Origin of the sequence: Actinomyces sp. 594, from assembly GCF_019325145.1 — a bacterium.
In the GTDB taxonomy this organism is placed as follows: Bacteria; Actinomycetota; Actinomycetes; order Actinomycetales; family Actinomycetaceae; genus Actinomyces.
In genome coordinates, this window is sequence record NZ_PIZC01000010.1 from 15657 (window position 1) to 38243 (window position 22587).

Here is a 22587-nt window from a genome sequence, read left to right on the forward strand (position 1 = left end):
GGCCACGCAGCGACAGCCCCACGGTAAACCGCCACACCGCCGCCGTCGCAGCACCGCCCACGAGCCACCGCACCCTTAGGAGCCCCTTGTCCGCCCCTCCCGGCACCTTGATTGACCGGCTCTCAGGCGTCACCCGCCGCCTACGCCGCCGTTGGGAACTCGGTTACGGCGCCTGGATCCTGGGGGCGCTGGTCTTCGTCGCCTGGACGGTTCTGGTTCGCGCCGGTTACACCGACCGCCTCGACGCCGCCCTGACGGTGCCCGTGCTGCCGCCGCGCTCGGGCCGGGGGCAGGTGCTCGAGGCGGTCTCCCTGCTCACCCACCCGCTGCTGATCTACACGGCCATCGCCGTGGCCGCCGTCGTCGCCTACCAGCAGCGCATGCGGCGCCTGGCCACCGCCCTAGTCACCTCCCTGCTCGGCCTGCCGCTGCAAGTCGGCATCGCCACCTGGATCGACCACGCCCGCCCCTCCTCCGCCTTCGCCGACTCCCTGTCCTACCGCGGCTTCGCCTACCCGGCCGGGCACGCCGTCGCCATGACCGTAGCCGCCTGGGTCCTGGTCACCCTCACCCGGGCCCGACGGCGCCCCACCTCACAAATCCGCCTGTGGCGGGTGGCGGGGATTCTCGCCGTCGCCGTCACCTGCGCAAGCCAGTGGGCCATGGGCCTGCAATCCATATCCGACCTGGTCGGCGGGGTGCTGCTTGGCGCCACCGTCGCCAACCTCGCCCTGAGCGTGGGCGGTACCGAGGAGATCCTGGCGTCATGGGCGCATATCGGCCTGCCGTCCGCCACCGTGGACAAGCGCGCCGCCATCGTCTACAACCCCACCAAGTTCGATGACCTGTCCCTACTGCGTCGGCGCGTGGAGTCCGAGGTGCTGGCCGCCGGCTGGCAGCCCACCCTCTGGCTGGAGACCGCCCCCGACGACGCCGGCCACGAGCAGACCCGCCGCGCCCTGGCCGCCGGCGTCGACCTGGTGCTGGCCGCGGGCGGAGACGGCACCGTGCGCGCCGTATCCAGCGAACTCGCGGGCAGCGGGGTCCCCATGGCGCTGCTGCCCACCGGCACCGGCAACCTGCTGGCCCGCAACCTGCAGGTACCGCTCGACACCGACGCCGCACTGCGCCTGGCCCTGTCCGGCACCGCTCGCGCCATAGACGTCGTGCGCTGCACCTGGGACGGCGGCACCGAGCGCTTCGTGGTCATGGCCGGCCTCGGCCTGGACGCCCGCATCATGGCGGACACCAGCGACGACCTGAAGAGGGTGATCCGCTCCGGCGCCTACGTGGTGGCCGCCGTGCAGAACGCCGTACCGCACCCCTTCGCCGTCGACGTGGCGCTCGACGACGCCCCCGGGCACGCGGACGCCCCCGGCACGCCTGCCGAGCACCGGGTGGTCATGGCGCTGCTGGGCAACGTCGGCACGATCACCGGCGGCATGACGATCTTCCCGCAGGCCGTCCCCGACGACGGCCGCGTAGACCTGCTGCTCACCGGCCCCAACCGGATCACCGACTGGGCCAAGGTCGGCGCGGGCCTGCTGATCGGCCAGGACGTGGACGGCGTCAGCCACCACCAGGCCCGCCGCCTGACCCTGACCACGCCCGAGCCGGTTCCCTTCGAGCTCGACGGCGACCCCGTGGGCCGCACCCGGAGACTGGTGGCCGAGGTCGAGCCCGGTGCCCTACGCGTCGTCGTCCCGCCCACCACCACCGCCCCTCGCCGAGACCGGCACAAGTAACGCACCGAGACCGGCACAAGTAACGCCTCCGCGTTTCACGACCCCCGGGTACACTCCACGACCCCAGGACGGTCGTGCAATGTACCCCAAGGTCGTGGACTACACCCCAAGGTCGTGGACTGCGAAGCCGCAATCCCATACGCGCCCACCACCACCCCATACCGCCAAGGCAGAGGCACTCATCTAGACTGGGGCGATCCGCCGTCGACCACAGGCAGGAGCCCCATGCGTTCACGACTCACCGTCGCACTGGGCCGTACGGCCCGCACCCTGGCCCGTCTACGCGGAGGCGGCTCCGGCGGCACCGCCTTCCCCGGCCTGGTCATGGAGCGCACCGACCCCGGCTTCCTCGCCCGCACCCTGGACCGGCTGCCACACGGGGTGGTGCTGGTCTCCGGCACGAACGGCAAGACCACCACCACCAAGATGGTGGTGCAGCTGCTGCGCGACCAGGGCCTGAAGGTCTTCACCAACCGCACCGGCTCCAACTTCGTGCGCGGCGTGCTGGCGGCCCTGCTCACCGAGGTCGACGCCGCCGGCCACCTGGACGCCGACGTCGCCGTCCTGGAGCTCGACGAGGCGCACGCCGTCCACTTCGTCCGCGCCGTTAAGCCGCGGGCCGCCCTCGTGCTCAACGTCATGCGCGACCAGCTGGACCGCTTCGGCGAGATCGACTACACGGCCTCCCTGCTGCGCAAGGCCGCCCTGGCCACGCGCGACGTGGTGGTGGTCAACGCCGACGACCCGCGCCTGAACGGCGAGCGCTTCCTGGAGGGCGTGTCCGCCCGCACCGCCGCCTTCGGGGTCGGCCCCGCCCTGCGCTCGGTGTTCCTGTCCGACGACGACCTGCGCACCGAGCAGGCTGCCGCCCCCGCCGACGGCGAACCCGACGACGGCGGCGTGCCCGAGTCCGCCTCCGCGCCCGGGACGCTCGCCGACGACGCAGCCGAGCCCGCTGCCGACCAGGACGCCCCCGGCTCCCCCTGCCCGGCCCCGCGCGTGCGCCTGATGGCGCTGGCCGGCAACGAGGCCACCATTGAGGTTGACGGCGCCGAGCACCGGGGCTCCTTCGCCATCCCGGGCATCCACAACGTCCTCAACGCCTGCGCCGCCCTCGCCCTGGTGCTCGAGGTGCTCGGCGACCGGGCCGACCTGCCCCGCCTGCTGACGACCCTGTCCGAGATCCGCCCCGCCTTCGGCCGGGGCGAGGTCATCACCCTGGACGGTCGCCCGGTGCAGCTGTCCCTGGTGAAGAACCCGGCCGGCTTCCGCATGAGCCTGCTCTCCGCACCCACCGCCCAGGCCGACGCCACCAGTCGGACGGATACCGTGGACGCCGGCCCCGGCAGCCCGTCCTCCCCCACGTCCGCCGACGAGCTGATCATGATCGCCATCAACGATGAGTACGCCGACGGCCGTGACATGTCCTGGCTGTGGGACGTGGACTTCACCTCCCTCAAGCGGGCCGGGGTCGCCGTCGTCACCGGGGTGCGCGCATGGGACATGGCGCTGCGGCTGCGCTACGACGAGGTACCCGTAGGCGTCGTCGAACCGGATCTGGCGGCCGCCCTGGATGCCCTGCGTGAGCGGGCCGCCGCGGAGGACCGCCCCATGCGCGTCTACACCAGCTACACCGCCATGCTGGCGCTGCGCGCCCGCCTCGGGCAGCTGACCGAAGTCGAGGAGGTCATGAAGTGAGCACCGCCCCCACCACCTACCCCCATGCCGGCAACGGCCCCGCCCGCGGCCGCATCCGCGTGCTGCAGCTGTACCCGCGGGATATGAACATCTACGGGGACTGGGGGAACCTGCTCACCCTGGCCCGCCGCGGTCAGTGGCACGGCTACGACGTCGAGCGCTTCGCATACAACCCCGGTGACGAGCTGCCGCAGGAGGTGGACCTGGTGCTGGGCGGCGGCGGCCAGGACTCCGGGCAGGAGCGCATCAAGGAGGACCTGGTCCAGATCGGCCCGCGCCTGCGTCAGTGGGCGGACGACGGCGTACCCATGCTGGTCATCTGCGGCCTGTACCAGCTGTTCGGGCATCGCTTCGTCACCGGTGAGGGCTCCGAAATCCCCGGGATCGGGCTGCTGGATGCGCAGACGGTGGCCGGGCCGGGGCGGCTGATCGGCAACATCGTGCTGGACTCCCCCGAATTCGGCCGGGTGGTCGGCTATGAGAACCACTCCGGGCTGACCACGCTCGGCCCCCGCGCCGAACCCCTGGGCACGGTACGCTCCGGCGCCGGCAACAACGGCAAGGACGGCGCGGAGGGCGCCCGGTTCAAGCACGTGATCGGAACCTACCTGCACGGTCCGCTCCTGCCGAAGAACCCCGCGGTGGCCGACTGGCTGCTGCAGCACGCGGTGGAACTGCGCGGTGGCACCTGGGATCCGCTGCCGATCGACGACGCCGACGCCCGCCGCGCCAGCAACGTCGCCGCCGCCCGGCCGAGGTGACGCGCGGTGGCCACACCTGAGTTCATTATCGAGCTGCGCAAGAAGATCGGGCACGAGCAGCTGTGGCTGCCCGGCGTCAGCGTGGTGGTGGTGGCCCCGGATGGGCGGCTGCTGCTGGGGCGGCGCTCCGACAACGGCGCCTGGGCGGTGGTCTCCGGCATCCCCGAGCCCGGCGAGCAGCCCGCGGCCGCGGCCCGGCGCGAGTGCCTGGAGGAGACCGGCGTCGACCCCGATATCGTCGGGGTGGCCGGGGTGGCCACCGGGGAGCCGCATGTGTTTGCCAACGGCGACCGCTGCGTGTTCATGGACGTCACCTTCGTCGCCCGGGCGGATGCCGCCGCGGTGGCCGGGGCGCATGTGGCCGACGAGGAGTCGACGGCGGTGGGCTGGTTCGCGCCGGACGCGCTGCCGACCCCGCTGGTCGCCTCCACCCCGGGGCGGATCGACGCCGCCCTGGCGTGGCTGGCCGACCCGTCCGCGGGTGCACGCTTTCAGTGACGGGCGCTGCGGCGCACCCACCGGAGCATCAGATATGGCGCTGCCCACATTAATTTCCGCTGATGCTTACCGCAGCCTATCTTTATCCCGGCGGGTGGGCGCCAGTGCCTGCTCGACACCTAACTGACCCGCACCGTGAGCGTCACCAGGACCAAGGAGTCAGACATGGCCGCACCTACCACGGCCAGCACAACATCATCTCGGCCCGCCGCCGTCCCCCTGGCCACCCTGCCTCGCGGCACGCGCGCCCGCATCACCGCCGTATCCGCCGATCGCGGGGAAGCACTGTCCCGGCGCCTGGCCGACCTCGGCTTCGAGCCCGGACGCATGATCGAGGTGGGCCGCCGCGCACCGCTGGGCGATCCGACCGTCTACCACGTGGCGGACTATGAGATCAGCCTGCGCCACCAGGACGCCGCCCTGGTATCCGTTGCGGTTGTGGCACCCGCCCGGGCAGCATCCGCCTCACCTGACTCGGCCCCGCCGGTGGCCGCCGTACCGGAGGCCGCAGTATGAGCACCACCGTCCAGACCGGCACCGCCGCGGGCAGGACGACGATCGCCGTCGGCGCCCCCGCAGAAATGCCCGCCTGCCACGAGCCCTCCTGCCACGACGGCTGCACCGCCCACGGTTCCGCGTCCTCCGCCCCGGCCAACGCCGCCGCCCGCATCGCCCTAGCGGGCGCCCCTAACGCGGGCAAGACCTCCATCTACAACACGCTCACCGGCCTGCGCGCCAAGACCGGCAACTATCCGGGCGTCACGGTCTCCCGCTCACTGGGCGCCCTGGAGCTCTCCGCCGCCGAGACCGGCACCGACCCGCTCACCCTCGCCCTGGAGGACCTGCCGGGCGCCTACTCGCTGGAGCCCATCAGCCCCGACGAGCGGGTCGTGTACGACGTCCTGACCGGCCACTGCGACGGCGTCGCCCAGCCCGATGCGCTGCTGGTGGTCGTAGACGCCACCACCCTGTCCCGCTCCCTGGGCTTCGTCGCCCAGGCCCTGGCCCTGGGCCTGCCCACCGCCATCGCAGTCACCATGACCGACGAGCTGACCCGCCGCGGCGGCAGGCTCGACGTCGAGGCCCTGGGCGCGGCGCTCGGCGTGCCCGCGGTGCGGGTCATCGGCAACCGGGCCACCGGCATCCCGCAGCTGCGCCGCACACTCACCTCCTGGCGCGACTGGTCGCGCGCGCCCATCGCGCCTCCGACCAGCGGTCCGGAGCGCACCTCCTGGGTGGAATCGATCCTCGCCGCCGCCGACTACACCGCCCCCGTGCCCGACTCGCGCACCGCCGCCGTCGACCGGGTGCTGCTGCACCCGCTGTGGGGCACGCTGGTGTTCTTCGCGGTCATGTTCACCTTCTTCCAGGCGATCTTCACCTGGGCCGCCCCCTTCCAGGACGCCATCGAGGCCGGCTTCGGGGCCCTGGGTGACGCCGTCCACACCTGGCTGGACGGCCCCGCACCGCTGCTGGCGGGGCTGCTGGCCGACGGCGTGATCGGCGGCGTCGGTGGAGTGCTGGTGTTCCTGCCGCAGATCGCCATCATGTTCCTGCTGATCGCCCTGATGGAGGGCGTGGGCTACATGTCGCGCGCGGCCTTCCTCATGGACCGGGTGATGAGCCGGGCGGGGTTGGAGGGGCGTGCCTTCGTGGCCCTGCTGTCTTCGCTGGCCTGCGCCATCCCCGGCATCATGGCCACACGCACGCTGCCCAGCGCCAAGGACCGCCTGGCCACCATGCTGGCGGCGCCGCTGATGACCTGCTCGGCGCGCCTGCCCGTCTACATCATCATGATCTCCCTGCTGGTCGGCCCCGAGCAGCGCATCGGCCCCTTCGGGGCGGCGGGCACGATCATGTTCGGCCTGTACCTGGCCGGGGCGGTGGCCGCCATGCTGGCCGCGCGGGTGGTCAAGCGCCTGACCGACCGCGGCGGCGTGCTGTTGCCCTTCTACATGGAGATGCCGCCCTACCGGCTGCCGCGCGCCCGCACGGTGGCCCTGATGGTGTGGGACGCCTGCAAGGGCTTCCTGAAGAAGGCGGGCACCATCATCCTCGCGGCCACCATCCTGGTGTGGGTGGGGCTGAACGTGCCCGCCCGCTCGGAGGCGGAGTTCACCGCCCACTGTGACGCCAGCGCCGAGTGCGCGGCCATCGCCGCCGCCGCGGCCGACCCCTCCTCCTCCATGGTGCTGGACGACGACGGCGCGGTCGTAACCGACCCCGAGGAGCTGCAGGCGCTGCTGGACGCCCAGCGCACCAGCTACACCATGGACTCCTCGCTGGCAGCCTCCATCGGCAAGGCGATCGCGCCGGTGTTCGAGCCGCTGGGCTTCGACTGGCGGATCAATGTGGCGGTCATGTCCTCCCTGGTGGCCCGGGAGACGGCGGTGGCCACGCTCGGGCAGATCGCCGCCGCCGGGGACCCGGAGGAGCCGGGCGCGCAGCTGGCGGCCATGACCTACACCGAGGACACGCTGGTCGCCCACGCCGGCGAGCCCCTGTTCAACCCGGCGACGGTCGCGGCGGTGCTGGCCTTCTTCGTCTTCGCCATGCAGTGCATGGCCACCGCCGGGGCGATCCGCCGCGAGACCGGCACCTGGAAGTGGTCGGCGATCGCCTACGGCTACCTGTTCGTGCTGGCCTGGGTGGCCGGGGCCGCCGCCCACGCCGTCGTCGCCGCCCTGACCTGACCGCCTCCCCCTCCACCACCGAGACCGGCACTTGTGACACGCCGAAACCGGCACATATGACGTCGTCCCACCGAGAGGAGCCGCTATGGGCGTTGTCCCCACGCATCCCGTGGTGACCCCGGACCCGGCGCCTCCGGCCCCGCCCCGCCCCTCACCGAGACCGGTAGAAGTCACGTACTGAGAGCGGTAGAAGTTACATGCCGAGATCGGTTCGGCGGGCGCGGCCATGCCGTGTGCATCCGCCGCACCGCAACTGCCCGGACCCATCCTTTGCCCCTTGTACTCATGACGGTAGCCTGGGCGCAGGAGAGGAGCCTCGAGATGGTTGTAAGGACCGTTCCGATTGTTGATGTTGAGCAGTCGCTCGCGTTGATCGAGAAGGGCCAGCAGCTCGCCGGTCACTTCCCGGATGCCGAAGACATGGGGCGCGCGCGCCGGATCCTGACGGGCGAGCTGTCGCCGGAGGCGGCGCGCGCAGAAGTTCGGGATGCGCTGGCGCGACTTAGCGCGAACGAGTGTGCTACCGGTCGTGGCTGAGGACGACCGTTACACGATCCCTGGTAGCGGAGGGGTACTCCGCAACAAGCTTGGGTTGATCACGCAGGCCGGTGTCGATCGGGCAATGAACATCAGCGCCTCGGCGGAGTGGGCGATTTTCCAGCTTGAACCGATCCCTGATCGGCTCGACCTTGATTATCTTCGCTCGATTCATCGGCGTTTCATGAGCCCGGTGCTGGATTGGGCGGGCGAACTGCGGAAGGTAGGAGACGAGGTTGGGGCGGGCGGTACGCCGTTCCAGTACGCACCATCGGAGTTCTACAAGCCGTATCTTGATGCGTTGTTCGGTCGGCTTGCGGAAGAAGACTATCTGGTAGGTCTTCCAGAGAAGGAGTTTGCTGACAGGCTCGCGGATCGCTGGGGGACGCTGACATTCTGTCATCCGTTCCGCGACGGCAACACCCGCTCACAGAGTGCCTACATCGACCGACTCGCGACACGTGCGGGTCACCCTATCGATTGGCAGCACGTGAACGTGTCTGAACTGCGCGAGGCGCGTCTGTCAGCAGCGTTCCGCGTTGGTGGTGAGCAGATACTGTCGAACTACCTACAAATGCGGCTCTTGCCGCCATCACGCAGCGCCGCCCTGCGCTTTACGCCGGAGTGAGGCCGTATGCGGGGAGACCAGGGCGCAGCGATCCGGCGCGGCAGGATCGTCCAGCCACACACCAAGCCACCGAAAGGAGCCGCCATGGGCGTCGTCCCCACGCATCCCGTGGTGACCCCGGACCCGGACGTGCTGCGTTGGGTGATCCCCGACGGGCTGCTGGGCTTCTCCGGGTCAGTGGCCCGCGCCCCGCGCCTGCTGCAGGCCCTGCTCGACGACGGCACCCTGGCCGGCATTGAGGCGGTGCCCGGGGCGGTGCTCACGCTCCTCGGCGATGGCCACAGTTGGCAGGCCGACGGCGCCCGGGTGCGCACCGCCCTGGTGGACGCGCTCGGCGTACCCGGGTCATGGGAGCCGGCGGCTGGCGCCGTCGGGGTGGGGCCGGACGAGGCCCTGGAGGCGGCGGCCCGGGAGATCGCGGCCGGGCCGGTGGGGGCGATCGCCGCGGCCCACGGCGGCTCCTTCACCGTGCGGGCGGTAGCCGACGGCGTCGTCGAGGTGGCCCTGGAGGGCGCCTGCCGGGACTGCCCGGCGGCCGTGATCACCATGCATGCGCGCTTCGAGCACCTACTGCGACGCCGCTGCCCGTGGCTGGCGGGCGTGCGCGAGGCGCCGAGGTCCGCAAGCTAGCGGGCTCACCCCGCCAAAACCCGCCAACATGCTCTGCTACGAGCTTTTGCACCCTGGTGTACGGCAAATACCCGCACACCAGGGTGCAAAAGCTCGCAATGGATGGGGAAGGCGTGTGCGAGGCGCCCGCTTAATCGTCGCCCTGGCCGCGGGGCGTGCGGGCTGCCGCCAGCAGCAGGCCGACGGCCACCGCCGCCGACGCCCCGATGGGGATGGCCCACCACCAGCCGAAGGAGCCGGTCACCAGGGGATTGTTCATTATCAGCGCCGGTTGCGCCCCGAAGCGGCCGAGCAGAGCCGCCACGGTCGTGCACGCCACCACGCTCAGGCCCAGCGGCGCCGCCAGGGCGCACTGGCCGCGCCTGCCGACGCCGTAGTCCCGCGCCTGCAGGCGCACGGACCGCAGCCGCCCCAGGAAGGTGATCGCCGCGAGCCCCTGGCCGATCACCGCCACCAGGCTCGCCGCAATCGGCAGGGCGAGGGCCTGTCGCGTCAGCTGGCGCCGTTCCGGGGAGTCCGGCTCGATCACGAAGGCGTAGCCGGCCCGGGTGATGACGTCGCTGCGGAAGGCGTCGCGCTGGTCTTCGGGCAGGGAGCCGAATTCCGGCAGGTGGATCGTGCGCCTGTTAGATGGCTCCAGCCCCAGCGCCTCGACCTGCGGGTCGTCGGCGGCGAGCACCACGTCGGGCAGCCACTGGATGTCCAGCAGGCTCGACGCAGACAGCCCCGTCACCTCGGCGGTCTCCTCCACCTGGCCCGTGGCCGGAGTGAAGAAGACGCGCGTCGCCCTGTCTTCGGCACCCCCGCCCAATAACTCGGCTGCCGCCGTGCCGGCCAGCGCGGAGGCGGGCCCATCCTCAGGCGCGAGGGCAATCAGCCCCAGGGCGGTGAAGCACATGGCGTCGGTGCAGTCCGACTCTCCCACCGGGGCCACCCGCGGCTGCCGCTGCTCCTCGCGCAACTCGGTGAATACCAGGGCCGACTCCATGGCCTGCGGGTACGCGGCGGTGAGCACGGCGACGTCCTGGATGGTCAGTCCCTGCACCGTCAGCGTCTGATCCTCTCGCCCATCGGTCCCGTTCGTGAGACCAAAGTGGAGGCTCGCACTGTAGAAGGCGGCGAAGCCGGTGAACATCATGGTTGCCATGAGCACGGGCAGTGCCACTGTGAGGCAGTGGCGCACGGCCGTGCCCGCGGTGGGCGTGCGCCGCAGCCACGGCAGGCTGAGCAGCAGCACCGGGGCCGCCAGCGCCCCCACGATCACACCCAGGATGTGGCCGGTCAGCACGCGGTGGGGCTCGGCGACGCGCAGGTACACGAGCGCCACCGCCGCGACCACGCCAGCGGCGCCCAGCGCCATCCCGTAGGCGGGGCGCAGGTGCCAGGCCGCGCCCCGGGTGTCGGCCGACCAGCGGCGCAGCCGGCCCGGCAGTGCCCCCACCGCGGCGGCGAGCAGCAGCCAGGCCAGGATCAGGCCCCCGCTCTGCCACAGTGCCGGGCGGTAGCCGTCCCAGTACTGCCCCAGCGCGGAGCCGATCGCTGCGTGCCCGAGGCCGAGTGCCACCTGGGCGGCGATGATCCCGAGAACGCTGCCCACAAGCAGCGTCAGCGGCATGCCCGCGCCGGCCAGCACCGCTGCGCGACGTGGCGTCGCCCCCGCGGCCCGCAGCGCCTCGGCGACGCGACCGGCATGGGGCCGATCCGCGGCCAGGGCGGCGCCGCAGGCGGCGCCGGCGCTCAGCAGCAGTAGCGCCAGCAGCACCGGAAACCCGGCCAGTTGCCGGGAGCTTACCTCCTGCACGGTGGAGTTCACGGCATAGTCGACCCCAGCTACCGTTACCGCACCGCTACCACACTGCTTACCCACCCCGATCTGTTCGCACGGGTCGGCGTCACTGAGCCAGGAGAAGATCGCCGCACCGGCATCGCCCCCCATAACCTCACCGGATACCGCGACGGCCGTGAGCTCGTCCGGGGCGGCGGGATTGCGGGTAATGCCTGTAACCGTGTACTCGGCTGTGCCTTCGGGAAGATCCTCCGAAGTCAATTCCAGGCGGTCGCCCACGCTCAGGCCCGTGCGCCGGGCTACCTCAGCGGAGATGGAGGCCTCGCCGTCGGCGCGCGGGTACTCGCCCTCCGCGAGCATGCCGGTGCGGGAGGGGCCGCTCAGCACGGACACCTGCGCATCAGAGGCACCCCGCGGCCCGCTCAGGGCCGCGCTGGCGCGCAGCACCGCCACCGCCTGACCGTCGCCGGCCAGCGTGTGCATGCGCGCGGACAGCTCGTCGCTGTCGCCGCTGACCTGGTAGCGGTAGCCGCCGAATTCGGCGCGCGCCCCGGCCTCCGCCGTGGCCAGGAACGTGGCCCTGCCGCACAGCAGCAGAGCACCGAACAGAGCCAGCACGCCGGACAGCAGCAGTGCCGCGGTGAACAGTCCCGGACGCGCACGTACCGACCCGGTGATCACCCTCAACTGCAGGCGGGTCACCGCTGGGCACCGCCCGCCGTGGACGGCTCGGCCACGAGGTCGTGGTCGTGGATGCGCAGCACCACGTCGGCGTATCCGGCCACCACCGGGTCATGCGTGGCCACCAGCACCAGCAGGCCGTCATCGTGGGCCAGTTCGGCGAAGCGCTGGGCGATCTCCCGGGTGGCCTGCTCGTCGACCGCGCCGGTCGGCTCGTCGGCGAGCAGGACCTGCGGGGCGGTGGCCAGTGCGCGGGCGATGGCCACTCGCTGCTGCTCGCCGCCCGAGAGGCTGCCCACTGCGGCGTTGGCCTGCCCGGCCAGGCCCAGTCTGCCCAGCAGTGCGGCGGCGTCGGGGAAGGTACCGACGCCGCCACCCGCGGAGGCGAACTCCTGGGCCAGCTTCACGTTCTCGACCGCGGTCAGATACGGGACCAGCCGGTAGTCCTGGTAGACCTGGGACACGCGCCGGGCACCGCCGGTGCCCGTCAGCTCGATCGTTCCCGAATTCGGCTTGAGGTCGCCGGTGATCAGGCGGAAGAGGGTGGTCTTGCCCGAACCCGAAGGGCCCATCACCGCATGCAGCCGCCCGGCCACTAGTCGACAGGTGACGCCCCGGTAGATGATGCGCTCGCGTGTGCCGCCGTAGGCGAAGCCCACGCGGTCGAGAATGGCATTTTGACACTCAGACATCGCGTCACGGTTCAAATTACCGTCGCGCCTGATCAACACGCGCACTGCGAGGCCACACTGGGCTGTTGGGATTTGTCATGAAGTAGGGGGTCCTGTAGGTTACGTAGGTCCTCGTAAACCACGATGAATGAAAATCCGGCCCATTAGAGAGATCAAGAGTCACCCGCGCCTTCGTGTCACTTCCCAAGTAAGAGCAGTAACCAGCGGCACGGGTTGACCCAACGGTGGTTTCCAGCCAGGCAGCACAGTTCCCAGACAACGCTCCTGCACTCGGAACAACTGCGGCAAACCCGCCTACAGTCAACAACCCTGCCAACGCGACTGAGAGCACACCTCGCAAAGCTGGACTTGACTTCACCATGGCAATCAACCTCTTTCAACTGACCCCACAAAGGTCAAGGACTAGTCAGTGAGACAAGCTCCGTTGTCAACGGAGCTAAGATAAGTGTAACCCCCGCCACAGACGGTATTCAACATTTGCATACAACGATGACATAACGATCAGGGTCGGTCGCTCCTAACCAGCTTTTGCCAAGACCCCTTACGCCCCGCGCAGCATCAGCAGCAACGGTGTACTCAGCCGCCTGCGCCCGGTCGTCCCGGACGCGCGGGCGCGCTCAGCAGTGCCTTCACGTCCTCGGGGTAGGGGAAGGAGCCGGGCTGGTAGGCGCACAGGGGCTCCTCCGCGTGCAGATCCCCGGTGGTGTTGAAGGCCCGCGCCCGCGAGCCGCCGCACACGCGGTTGTACTCGCACGCCCCGCACTTTCCCTTGAGCCGGGAGGTGTCCCGCACCCCGGTGAAGACCTCGCTGTTGCGGTAGATCTCCGTCAGGGAGGCCTCGCGCACGTTGCCGGCGCTCTTCTCCAGGAAGCCGGAGGGGGTGACGTCGCCGATGTGGGAGATGAACATGAAGCCGTTGCCGCTGGAGACGGTGATCGGGGGCCGACGCCGCCGCTCCCCGTGGTCCAGCCCCAGCTCCACGATCCGCTCCCGCAGGCTGCGGTACAGCGGCCCCAGGTGCATGGCGGCGATCATGTCCTCGCCCTCGATGCCCCGCTGCGCCAGCGCGTAGCGCTGCAGGGAGACGCGCCGGAAGTGGTGCCCCTCGGTGGTCTTGGCGGGCACCGCCTCGCCCATGTCGTAGAAGATGTTGAGCACGTCCTCGATCTCGGCGGCGTCCAGGCTGCCCAAGTCCACCCCGCGGCCCGTGGGCACCAGCAGGAACCCGGACCAGGTCATCGCCCCGTACTCGCGCACGAGTGCGGCGATGTCGGGTAGCTCGTGGACGTTGTGGCGGGCGACGACGGAGTTGATCTGCACCTTCATGCCCAGCTCGCGGGCCGCCCGCCAGCCGGCGACGGTGCGGTCGAAGGTGCGCTCCACGCCCCGGAAGGCGTCGTGGGTGGCGGCGGTGGCGCCGTCGAGCGACAGGGAGATCACGCCCACACCCGCGTCCTGGATGCGGGCGAGGGAGTCCTTGTTCAGCTTGTCCGTGCCCGACGGCGACACCGCCATGTGCAGGCCCAGGCTCGTGCCGTAGGCGACCAGCTCGGCCAGATCGGGGCGCTCGAAGCAGTCCCCGCCGGTGATGATGAAGATGACCGCCGGCTTGCCGAAGGAGGCGGCCTCGTCCATCAGCGCCTTGGCCTCCGCGGTGGTCAGCTCCCGGGGGTCGCGCAGGGGCCGGGAGACGGCCCGGCAGTGGCGGCAGGCCAACTGGCAGGCCCGCGTGGACTCCCAGGTCACCAGCATGGGGCGCTGCGCCGGGTCGTGGCGTTGCATGCGCACCGGCCGCGCGGTGCGGGGGTGCGTGGCGGCGGTCATGCGCGGGGCTGGCGTTCGGCCCACTCGTGGGGGCTGACGCGGCAGCCGGTGTAGAAGGGGGTGTCCACGCGCACGTGCAGGCGGGCCTCCGTGTAGCGCTGGTGGTGGATGACGCCCTCCAGGCGGTCCAGGGTGTCGGCCTCGAAGCCGAGCACCCACTCGTAGTCGCTCATGCCGAAGGCGGCGAGCGTGGAGCCCTTGACATCGGGGTACTTGGAGAAGCCGTTGCGGCCGTGGGCGGCCATGATCCGCGAGCGCTCCTCGGGCTCCAGCAGGTACCAGTCGTAGCTGCGCACGAAGGGGTAGACCATGCACCAGTCGCGCGGCGCCACGCCGCCGAAGCAGGCGGGGATGTGCTTGCGGTTGAACTCGGCGGGCGTGTGCAGGCCCATGCAGGACCACACCGGCTCCAGGTAGCGTCCCAGGGCGCTGGCACGCAGGCGGTGGTTGGCGTCCTGCAGCTTCTCCGGGTCGTCGTCGAGCCACCAGACCATCAGGTCCGCATCGGAGCGGAAGCCCGACACGTCGTACCAGCCGCGCGTGGTCACATCGGAGACGTCGATGAAGTGGGTGGACTCCCCTACCAGCCGACGGCGCGTGTCCTCCAGCGGCGGCAGCGGCGCCGTCAGCCGGTAGACGGCGAACAGGGCGTAGTGGTTGTTGTCGTTGACGGCGTCGAAGTCGACCTCGGCGGCATCGCGGGGGTCGCGGTGGGGGCGGCGCTCCTCGTCGTCGAAGCGGTGCAGGCGGGGGGCGTCCTGGCCCGAGTCGGCGTCGGGGTGGGCGCTGTCGTGCTCGCTCATGGGGAATCTCCTTGGTCGGGGTTACTGGTGGGTAGTGGTCTGGGGGTGGCTTCCGCCCGGGTGCCCGGCGGGTCGGGTGGCGGGCCTGCAGCAGGTGGGCGGGCAGACGGTGTGGAAGGGGCCGGTGCCGGTGGTGGAGTGCGGGCGCACGTCCTCGCCCCGGGCGACGGCGGCCCGCTCGGCGAGCACGTCGGCGAGCGAGGCGACGAAGGCGGGGTGGGTGCCGGCCGTGGCCGCGCGCACGTAGGGCAGGCCGAGGTGCTCGGCGGTCTCACGAGCCTCGGTGTCCAGGTCGAAGACGACCTCCATGTGGTCGGCGACGAATCCGATGGGGGCGACGACGACGCCCGTCGGCACGTCCACGGGCCGCCCGTCGGTCAGGTGCCCGGCGGCCAGGGCCTGAAGGTGGTCGTTCACGTCCGGTTCCAGCCAGCGGGCCTGCGGCGGGCCGGAGCGGGAGCAGTAGACCAGGTCCGCCTGTGGGCGGCGGCCCAGGCGGGCGGCGACGGCGGGCAGGAGCACCTCGGCCAGGCGCTCGTGCTGGGCGACGTAGGAGATCTCGGTGGACAGGTCCGCGGCGACACCGGGTTCCTGTGCGGAGAGTCCGAGTTCTCGCGAGGGGGGACTGGGGAGGCCCCCTCGGCTACCATCCGCGCCGCTCGTTCCTCGCGGCGCTCCCGCCAGCCCCACCACGCCTTCGGGGGCCTCCCCCACCCTTCCGGTTACGGTCCGCGGCCCAATTCCAACCGAGTCAGCACTTTCCGCGCCCGAGGAGAGCTCTCCAGCCCCTCCCGAGCCGGCGCGTTCCTCGGCGGTGGGCGCGGACAGCCGCTCCATGGACTCGGGGATGGAGTGCGTGACCAGCACCAACCGGATGCCGTCGGCGCTCACACCGTCGGCCACCAGCTGGTTGAAGGCGGCGACGATGGCGTCGGTGTTGGCGGCGAGCATGCCCGGGGTGTTGTAGAAGGGACGGGTCTTATCCACCACCAGCTCCACCGGCGCGCCCCCGGCGCCACCCACGCGGGCGGCGGCGTCCGCCTCCCAGCCGCGCCCGGTGACTCCGTCGGCGCCGTCGGCCAGGAGCTCCTGCGCGCCGGCGACGTCCTCTCGGTACTGGCGGCAGCCGGAGTAGGAGGCGTAGGCGGCGGTGGTGATGGCCAGGACGCGGCGGGCGCCGGCGTCGGCGAGCTCGCGCAGGGCCTCGGAGACGAAGGGGTGCCAGTTGCGGTTGCCGATCACCACCGGCACCCGGCTCCCGCGGGCGGCCAGCTCATCGCGCAGCGCCGCCAGTAGCTCGGCGTTGCGGGCGTTGATCGGGGAGACGCCATTCCAGCGGCCGTAGTGGCCGGAGACCTCGCGCAGCCGGGAGTCGGGCACGCCCCGGCCCGCGGTGGCGTTGCGCATGAAGGGGAGCACGTCGTCGGGGCCCTCGGGGCCGCCGTAGGACAGCAGCAGGACGGCGTCGTAGGGAGCCAGCGGGTCGGCGGCGGAGGCGGGGCCGGAGGCTGTCACGGACCTGGCCTGAGGGGTCATTGGGCTCCTCCCGGGGCCGGGGTGGTTGTGGCCGGGGCAACCGCGGCGCGCAGGTCGGCGGCGATCTCCACGCCCAGCAGCAGGTCGAGGGCGTCGAGGTAGTCCTGGCCGCGCCCGGCCTCGGCGGCGGCACGGGCGGCAACAGTGGGATGGTGCAGCATGCGGGCCGCCAGGTGGTGCAGGGCGCGGGCGGCGTCGCCGGCGTCCACCTGGCCGTCACGCACGCGCAGGCGGGCAACCTCCTCCTCGACGAGTTCCGCCACATGCCCGCGCAGGCTGCAAACCACCGGATCCATGCGCCGCCCGGACAGCATGCGCTCGAACAGGGCGGTCTCCTCATCCACAATGGCGCGCGCGGCCTGCACCTGGCGGGCCTCGGCCGCGGGCACGGATCGCTGCACGCTGGGCAGGTCGATCAGCCGCACCCCGGGCATGGAGCCGACGGCCCTTTCCACATCACGGGTGAGCGCAAGGTCAAGGATCACCAGGGGGCGGAGGTGGGTCCCGGCGTGCGGCCGCGCGGGGCCTGCTGCCCGCTCGGCAGCGGCCGGGGCCACGAGCTCGCGGGTCAGCACCGGGGCGCCCAGGCCCCGGCAGGTGATGACCAGGTCGGCTCCCGCCAGTGCATCGGGCAGGGCGACGTCGTCAATCGCCCTGAGTCCGCGGCCGACGGCGAAGGCGGCGGCCCGGTCCGAGCGGGAGTAGACGGAGATGTCGATGACCCCGCGCCGACGCAGGGCGGTGACGGTGGCGCCCGCATAGGCCCCGGTACCGACGATCAGGGTCCGCACGCCCTCAAGGGGCGGCAGGTGACGGGCAGCCAGGTCTACGCCGACCCCCACGACGGAGCGGCCATTGCCCGCCAGGCCGGTCTCGTGGGCGACGCGGCGGGAGGCGGTGGAGGCGTGCTCGACGGCGCGGGACAGATCGGTTGAGAGAGTGTCTTCCTCGGTGGCAACCCGCATGGCACGACGTAGCTGGCCGGCGATCTCGCGCTCGCCCACAACCATGGACTCCAGCCCGGCGGCGGTGGCGAACAACTCATTGACGGCAGCGTTTCCGCTCCAGGCGGTCAGTTCGACGGGTTCCGCCGCAACCGGGCCCGCGTCGGCCCAATGCCGTCCGGCCCCGGGGTGCGTGCCGGCGAGCGCCTCGGCGGCGGGGCGCAGGCCCGCACGCCGGGCCAGGAAGCCGGTGACGTCGTGACGCAGGGCGTCGGCCGGGAGGGCCTGCGGTGCGTCCAGTAGCAGCGCCAGGCGGTTGCAGGTCCCCAGGACGATCGCGCCCCGCAGCTGTGGGAGGGCGCGCATGAGGTCCGGGCCGAGGTGCGCGGCGGTTGCACCCAGGCGGGCGACCGCGTCGAGGCCCTGGGTGCGGTGGTCGGCGGAGAGCAGATGGATAGTCACGGCGAGTGGTAGTCAAGCATTGGATGCCGGTCGGGGCACAATTATCACCGGCACCGCCCTCAACTATTCCGACACTGCGTCAGATTAGTTTTACGACACTGCGTCACATGACTGGTAGCCAGCGGTATTGCAGGCTAAACCAGTCACTGAGCGAAGGGTTCTGGGCGAGGCGGCACAATGTTCGGACGGCGCTTTCCGGCGACGCCACGTCATGTCATTTCAACCGGGACCACCAGGACGAGGACTATTTCGTGAGTATTTCCGTGCAGAATTCCGGCGGGGCGGACCACCCGGCCGGGAGCGGCGGCTCCACCGGCCTGAGCGCCCCGCAGCCGGGGCGACCCGCCCTGCTGGAGGCCCTGGCCGGGCGCCGCCCGAGGCGTACACCCGTGTGGTTCATGCGGCAGGCGGGGCGCTCGCTGCCGGAGTACCGCGCCCTGCGCGAGCGGGCCGGGGCACCCATGTTGGATGTGTGCCTGTGGCCGCAGGCGGCCGCGCAGGTGACGCTGCAACCGGTACGGCGCCACGGCGTGGATGCCGCCGTGCTGTTCTCCGACATCATGGTGCCGCTGCGGCTGGCCGGCGTGGAGGTACGCATCGAGCCGGGCACCGGCCCCGTGCTGGACGCCCCCGTGCGCGACTGGGCGCAAGTGCGCCGCCTGACCGCGCACCACTACGGGGACGCGGACCGGGCCGGGGCGGGGCCGGACGGCAGGGCACTCGACGGCGCCGCAGGGGTGAGCGCGATCCAGGCGGCCGTGCGGGCGGTTGTGGCGGAGCTGGGCGGTCCGGGGCAACCAGGTGCCGGCGCACGCGCACCACGGCAGGCGGACCGCGCCCGCAGCCATAACCGCGGCGAACCGTCCCGCGCGTCAGCCGACCCCGGCGGCCTGTCCGCCCGGGCGCTGGCGGGACTGGCGCAGTCGCGCGGCGAGGCGGAGTGGACCCCGCTGCTCGGCTTCGGCGGGGCACCGTTCACCCTGGTGGCCTACCTGGCGGAGGGCCGCCCCTCCCGCGACCACTTGGCCGCCCGCACGCTCATGCACGCCGACCCGACCGCCTGGGACACGCTGATGACCTGGGCAGCGCACCTGACGGGCCAGTTCATGGCCACGCAGGTGGCCGCGGGCGCGGCCGCCGTCCAGCTCTTCGACTCCTGGGCCGGCTCACTGTCCGCAGCCGACTACCGCGAGAAGGTCGCTCCCTACTCGGCACTGGCGCTGGACGTGGCCCGCGACGCCGTGTCCCCCACCACCGGCGCCCCGGCGCCGGTGATTCACTTCGCCACCCGGGCCGGGCACCTGCTGCCCGAGCTGCACCGCACCGGGGCCGACGTCGTCGGCGTGGACGAGTGCACCGACCTGGCCCTGGCTGCCACCGCCCTCGGGGGGCGGGACGACGGGGCCGGCGCGCGCCCGGTGCAGGGCAACCTGAACCCCGCCCTGCTGGCCGCCCCCTGGGAAGTGCTCGCACCTGCGGTGGATGCCTGCGTGGAGGCGGGCCGGGCGGCGCCCGCGCACGTGTTCAACCTAGGGCACGGGGTACCCCCGTCAACCGACCCGAATGTGCTCACCCGGGTGGTGGCACGCGTGCACAAGTCGCAGGACTGGGAACGTACGGCGCTGACCGGATGGGATGGAGAGGCATGAGCGAGCAGCTGACCGATGGCGGTGGGACTATGTCCCCGGGGCCGGCGGGCGGACCGGCCGAGCCGCTCGAGGCGCTGGTGGTGGGCGGCGGGATCGCCGGGCTCGCCGCCGCCTGGGAACTGGCCCGCGCGGGACTGCGGCCACTGCTGGTCGAGGCGCGCGGCTACACCGGCGGACTCGTTGCCGGCGCAGACATCGGCGGGGTGCGCATGGACCTGGGTGCCGAGGGATTCGTCGTCCGCGGGGACGCGATCACGCAGATGGTAGATGCCCTGGGGCTGCGCGTGGTCGGCCCCTCCGGCGGCGGGGCGCGCCTGTTCCTGCCGCCGCCACCAGACGCCGCCGACTGCGACGGCGCAGCTGCCGGCCCGGGCACCGCGCAGGCGGCTTCCGACGCCCCTCCCACCGATCCGGCCCGTGGCTGGCGGGCCCACCGCTTCCTGCGCGACGGTTTCCTAGGCATCCCGGCCGATCCGCTCGCCGAGGACGTTGTGGCCGTGGTCGGGCGGGCCGGGGCCTTGCGGGCAGCCCGAGACGCCGAGCTTGACGGGACGGTGGGCACCCGCCCCGAAGACCCGGCCGACCTGGCCGCCTTCGTGCGCACCCGCATGGGCGAGGCGGTCCTGGAGCGCCTGGTCCGCCCGATTGTGGCGGGAATCCACACCGCCGACCCCGCCGACCTCGCGGCCGACACGGTCGCCCCCGGACTGCGGGAGGCGACCGCACGCCTGGGCTCGTTGCAGGCCGCCGTCGGCGAGCTGCTGGGGCGGCGCCGGGCCCGCCGCCGGGGAGGCGGCGCCGCGGACGTGACCGTCGAGGGCGGCCTGTTCCGCCTCACCGATGCGCTGCGGGAGGCGATCGAGACTGCCGACGGCCGGGTGCTTACCCGCACCGGCGCGCAGTGGCTACAGCCGGCCACGCGCACCGCCGGGCCCGGCGGCACCGACTCCACCGGCGCCTGGGAGGTGGGGATCGCACCCACTGCGCGCGGGAAGACGCCGTCGGACGAGCCGGTGGCGGCCGGGGAGCAGTGGGTGGTGCGCACGCCACGAGTCGTGCTGGCCTGTTCAGCGGGGGCAGCACTCCGGCTGCTGGCAGGAGCACCCGGGGTGGAGACCCAGGTACCGGTTCCGGTCGGCTCCCCGATCGCCCGTTTCACCCTGGTAGCTCACGCCCCGGGACTGGCCGACGCACCGGTGGGCTCCGGACTGCTGGTGGCACCGGCCGCACCCGGACGAGCGCCCGTCAAGGCCAAGGCACTGTCACACCTGTCGGTGAAGTGGCCGTGGATCGGGGAACAACTACGGCAATTGCACGGCCCCGGCGCCGCGGGAGCACCCGCCGATGCGGTACACGCACTGCGCCTGTCCTACGGACGCCCGGGGGAACCGCGCCCCCAGGTGGAACTGGCGGACGCGCTGGCCGATGTCGAGGTGCTTACGGGTGTGCGCCTGCGGGAGCAGGACGTGCTCGACTCCAAGCTGGTGCGCTGGGACGGGACCCTGCCGCCGGTGACGCCCGCCTACCGCGAACGCACCCGGCGCCTGGAGTCCCAGGTCGAGCCCCTGGAAGGCCTGGCGGTCACCGGCGCCTGGGTAGCCGGAACGGGCATTGCCGCCGTCGTCGCCCATGCCCGCGAGCAGGCGGCCGGGCTCACCGGCAGGCCGCGGGTCACGGCGGACGGCACTTGCGGCCATAGGGAACCGGAGGGACCTGCATGAGCAGCGGCACGATCATCGGAGCGGGTGCGCCGTCGGCGCGGACCGTGCGTCTGGGAACACGCGGCTCGGCGCTGGCGGTTGCCCAGTCCTCACAGGTGGCGCGGGCGATCGTCGCCGCCTCCCGCCAAATCGGCACCGACCTGCAAGTGGAGCTCATCCCGATCCGTACCCGCGGCGATGTTGACTCCACCCCGCTGACCCGGCTCGGCGGAGTGGGGGTATTCGCCGCCGCCCTGCGCGAAGCGCTCCTGGACGGCAGCTGCGACCTGGCCGTGCACTCCTGCAAGGACCTGCCCACCACGCCGGTGCCGGGGCTGCACATCGCGGCGATTCCGCCGCGGGAGGACCCGCGCGACGCCCTGTGCACGGCGGGCGGGGTCGGCCTGGCCGACCTCCCGCCCGGTGCGCGCGTGGGCACCGGGTCACCGCGCCGGGCCGCACAGCTGCTAGCCGTGCGACCGGATCTTCAGGTCGTGCCCGTGCGCGGGAACGTACCCACCCGCCTGTCCCGCGTGGTCGGCTCGGTGGTGGGCGCGGACGGCCCGCTCGGCGCCGTGCGCGAGCCCGACCTGGACGCCGTGGTGCTGGCGCTGGCGGGCCTGCGCCGCCTGGGTCTGGACGACTATGCCACCCAGCCGCTGGCGCTGCCTCAGGACGGCCCCCGGGCGGGGACCCCGGGCGGGGACCAGTCCGCGCAGGACGCGTCACCGGCAGCCGCCGCACGCACACCCGTCATGGTGCCGGCGCCCGCGCAGGGTGCGCTGGCCCTGGAGACGCGGAGCACGGCGGGAACCGAGCAGGATCGGCCCGTCGGCGGGCCGGGAGCAGATACCTCTCCGCGCGCCGGGGTGGCCCCGCGCGATCCCGGGCTGGCCGCCGCGCTTGCTGCGACCGTATCCGCGCTGGACGATCCGCTCACCCACGCGGCCGTAACCGCCGAACGTGCGCTCATGCGTCACCTGGAGGCGGGCTGCGCCGCGCCGGTGGGGGCCGTGGCCGTGCCTACCGCGCTACCGGAGGGGCTCACCGGGCTGCGTCTTGACGCGGTCGTCGCGACCGCCGACGGGCGGCGCGTGCTGCGGGAATCGGTGACCGGGACCCGGGCGGACGCCTCCGCGCTCGGTGAGGCGGTGGCGCAGGCACTGCTGGAGGCGGGCGCCGCCGATCTGGTCGACCTGCACGCCGCGCTGCCCGGTCGCGGCCGCCGGGAGGCGCCGTGAGCCCGGCCGAGGGCACCACAGCGGCAGGCTCCGCGGCGGCGGGCTCCGCGGCAGCGCGTCTGGCCGGGCGGCGCGTGCT

At 72.4% G+C, this 22587-nt stretch carries 18 protein-coding genes; 12 read left to right on the forward strand and 6 right to left on the reverse strand.

What is annotated here, in order from left to right:
* The first annotated feature begins 86 nt into the window (after positions 1-86).
* The 9 genes from GZ998_RS01100 to GZ998_RS01140 all read left to right on the forward strand — a co-directional run bounded on the left by GZ998_RS01100 (position 87) and on the right by GZ998_RS01140 (position 9190).
* Positions 87-1745, forward strand: a complete 1659-nt coding sequence (locus GZ998_RS01100) for a diacylglycerol kinase family protein (RefSeq protein WP_238994210.1) — start codon at positions 87-89, stop codon at positions 1743-1745.
* 225 nt (positions 1746-1970) lie between these two features.
* A complete protein-coding gene (locus GZ998_RS01105) occupies positions 1971-3443 on the forward strand; it encodes a Mur ligase family protein (RefSeq protein ID WP_219108475.1) in 1473 nt (490 codons plus the stop codon).
* Positions 3440-4204, forward strand: coding sequence for a glutamine amidotransferase (locus tag GZ998_RS01110; RefSeq protein WP_308807129.1), 765 nt, complete (start codon positions 3440-3442; stop codon positions 4202-4204). The genes GZ998_RS01105 and GZ998_RS01110 overlap by 4 nt, the downstream gene beginning before the upstream one ends.
* 6 nt (positions 4205-4210) lie before the next feature.
* Positions 4211-4702 carry an NUDIX domain-containing protein gene (locus GZ998_RS01115; RefSeq protein ID WP_161925111.1) on the forward strand — a complete coding sequence of 164 codons (492 nt, stop codon included), beginning with the start codon at positions 4211-4213 and terminating at the stop codon, positions 4700-4702.
* Positions 4703-4867: 165 nt separating this feature from the next.
* Positions 4868-5218: a FeoA family protein gene (locus tag GZ998_RS01120; protein WP_161925112.1), complete on the forward strand. Its 351-nt coding sequence runs from the start codon at positions 4868-4870 to the stop codon at positions 5216-5218.
* A complete protein-coding gene (locus GZ998_RS01125; protein ID WP_374939134.1) occupies positions 5215-7395 on the forward strand; it encodes a ferrous iron transporter B in 2181 nt (726 codons plus the stop codon). Before GZ998_RS01120 ends, GZ998_RS01125 begins: the two co-directional genes overlap by 4 nt.
* A 321-nt stretch (positions 7396-7716) precedes the next feature.
* Positions 7717-7932: a hypothetical protein gene (locus tag GZ998_RS01130; RefSeq protein ID WP_103061790.1), complete on the forward strand. Its 216-nt coding sequence runs from the start codon at positions 7717-7719 to the stop codon at positions 7930-7932.
* Entirely contained in the window at positions 7925-8560 is a 636-nt protein-coding gene (locus GZ998_RS01135) for a Fic family protein (RefSeq protein WP_219108477.1), read from the forward strand. Before GZ998_RS01130 ends, GZ998_RS01135 begins: the two co-directional genes overlap by 8 nt.
* Before the next feature lie 84 nt (positions 8561-8644).
* Positions 8645-9190 (forward strand): NifU family protein, encoded by a 546-nt coding sequence (locus GZ998_RS01140; RefSeq protein WP_161925115.1) that lies wholly within the window; start codon positions 8645-8647, stop codon positions 9188-9190.
* A gap of 130 nt (positions 9191-9320) precedes the next feature.
* On the opposite strand, the gene GZ998_RS01145 is transcribed toward GZ998_RS01140, so the two are convergent.
* The 6 genes from GZ998_RS01145 to GZ998_RS01170 all read right to left on the reverse strand — a co-directional run bounded on the left by GZ998_RS01145 (position 9321) and on the right by GZ998_RS01170 (position 17918).
* Positions 9321-11678 carry a hypothetical protein gene (locus GZ998_RS01145; RefSeq protein WP_162678777.1) on the reverse strand — a complete coding sequence of 786 codons (2358 nt, stop codon included), beginning with the start codon at positions 11676-11678 and terminating at the stop codon, positions 9321-9323.
* Complete coding sequence (locus tag GZ998_RS01150; protein ID WP_162678776.1) at positions 11675-12349, reverse strand: ATP-binding cassette domain-containing protein; 675 nt, start codon at positions 12347-12349, stop codon at positions 11675-11677. The genes GZ998_RS01145 and GZ998_RS01150 overlap by 4 nt, the downstream gene beginning before the upstream one ends.
* Before the next feature lie 576 nt (positions 12350-12925).
* The gene (locus tag GZ998_RS01155; protein WP_257504900.1) at positions 12926-14173 is read right to left on the reverse strand and encodes a TIGR04053 family radical SAM/SPASM domain-containing protein; all 1248 of its coding nucleotides are present in this window, start codon (positions 14171-14173) and stop codon (positions 12926-12928) included.
* Positions 14170-14976 (reverse strand): hydrogen peroxide-dependent heme synthase, encoded by an 807-nt coding sequence (gene hemQ / locus GZ998_RS01160; protein ID WP_219108479.1) that lies wholly within the window; start codon positions 14974-14976, stop codon positions 14170-14172. Before hemQ ends, GZ998_RS01155 begins: the two co-directional genes overlap by 4 nt.
* Before the next feature lie 21 nt (positions 14977-14997).
* On the reverse strand, positions 14998-16512 hold the full coding sequence (locus GZ998_RS01165) for a ferrochelatase (protein ID WP_219108481.1): 1515 nt from the start codon (positions 16510-16512) through the stop codon (positions 14998-15000).
* Positions 16509-17918, reverse strand: a complete 1410-nt coding sequence (locus GZ998_RS01170; RefSeq protein WP_162678773.1) for a glutamyl-tRNA reductase — start codon at positions 17916-17918, stop codon at positions 16509-16511. The genes GZ998_RS01165 and GZ998_RS01170 overlap by 4 nt, the downstream gene beginning before the upstream one ends.
* A 257-nt stretch (positions 17919-18175) precedes the next feature.
* On the opposite strand from GZ998_RS01170, the gene GZ998_RS01175 reads away from it, so the two are divergent.
* The 3 genes from GZ998_RS01175 to hemC are packed head-to-tail and all read left to right on the forward strand — an operon-like array spanning position 18176 to position 22508.
* On the forward strand, positions 18176-19567 hold the full coding sequence (locus tag GZ998_RS01175) for a uroporphyrinogen decarboxylase family protein (protein ID WP_374939135.1): 1392 nt from the start codon (positions 18176-18178) through the stop codon (positions 19565-19567).
* Positions 19564-21288, forward strand: coding sequence for an NAD(P)/FAD-dependent oxidoreductase (locus GZ998_RS01180; RefSeq protein ID WP_306823025.1), 1725 nt, complete (start codon positions 19564-19566; stop codon positions 21286-21288). Before GZ998_RS01175 ends, GZ998_RS01180 begins: the two co-directional genes overlap by 4 nt.
* Complete coding sequence (gene hemC, locus GZ998_RS01185) at positions 21285-22508, forward strand: hydroxymethylbilane synthase (protein WP_219108483.1); 1224 nt, start codon at positions 21285-21287, stop codon at positions 22506-22508. Before GZ998_RS01180 ends, hemC begins: the two co-directional genes overlap by 4 nt.
* Positions 22509-22587: the final 79 nt, after the last annotated feature.

Excerpts from the sequence above, each read along its gene's own strand:
- GZ998_RS01105 (WP_219108475.1), top strand. The coding sequence starts at position 1,971 with ATGCGTTCACGACTCACCGTCGCACTGGGCCGTACGGCCCGCACCCTG.
- GZ998_RS01120 (WP_161925112.1), top strand. The coding sequence starts at position 4,868 with ATGGCCGCACCTACCACGGCCAGCACAACATCATCTCGGCCCGCCGCC.
- GZ998_RS01125 (WP_374939134.1), top strand. The coding sequence starts at position 5,215 with ATGAGCACCACCGTCCAGACCGGCACCGCCGCGGGCAGGACGACGATC.
- GZ998_RS01130 (WP_103061790.1), top strand. The coding sequence starts at position 7,717 with ATGGTTGTAAGGACCGTTCCGATTGTTGATGTTGAGCAGTCGCTCGCG.
- GZ998_RS01140 (WP_161925115.1), top strand. The coding sequence starts at position 8,645 with ATGGGCGTCGTCCCCACGCATCCCGTGGTGACCCCGGACCCGGACGTG.
- GZ998_RS01150 (WP_162678776.1), bottom strand. The coding sequence starts at position 12,349 with ATGTCTGAGTGTCAAAATGCCATTCTCGACCGCGTGGGCTTCGCCTAC.
- GZ998_RS01155 (WP_257504900.1), bottom strand. The coding sequence starts at position 14,173 with ATGACCGCCGCCACGCACCCCCGCACCGCGCGGCCGGTGCGCATGCAA.
- hemQ (WP_219108479.1), bottom strand. The coding sequence starts at position 14,976 with ATGAGCGAGCACGACAGCGCCCACCCCGACGCCGACTCGGGCCAGGAC.
- GZ998_RS01165 (WP_219108481.1), bottom strand. The coding sequence starts at position 16,512 with ATGACCCCTCAGGCCAGGTCCGTGACAGCCTCCGGCCCCGCCTCCGCC.
- GZ998_RS01180 (WP_306823025.1), top strand. The coding sequence starts at position 19,564 with ATGAGCGAGCAGCTGACCGATGGCGGTGGGACTATGTCCCCGGGGCCG.
- hemC (WP_219108483.1), top strand. The coding sequence starts at position 21,285 with ATGAGCAGCGGCACGATCATCGGAGCGGGTGCGCCGTCGGCGCGGACC.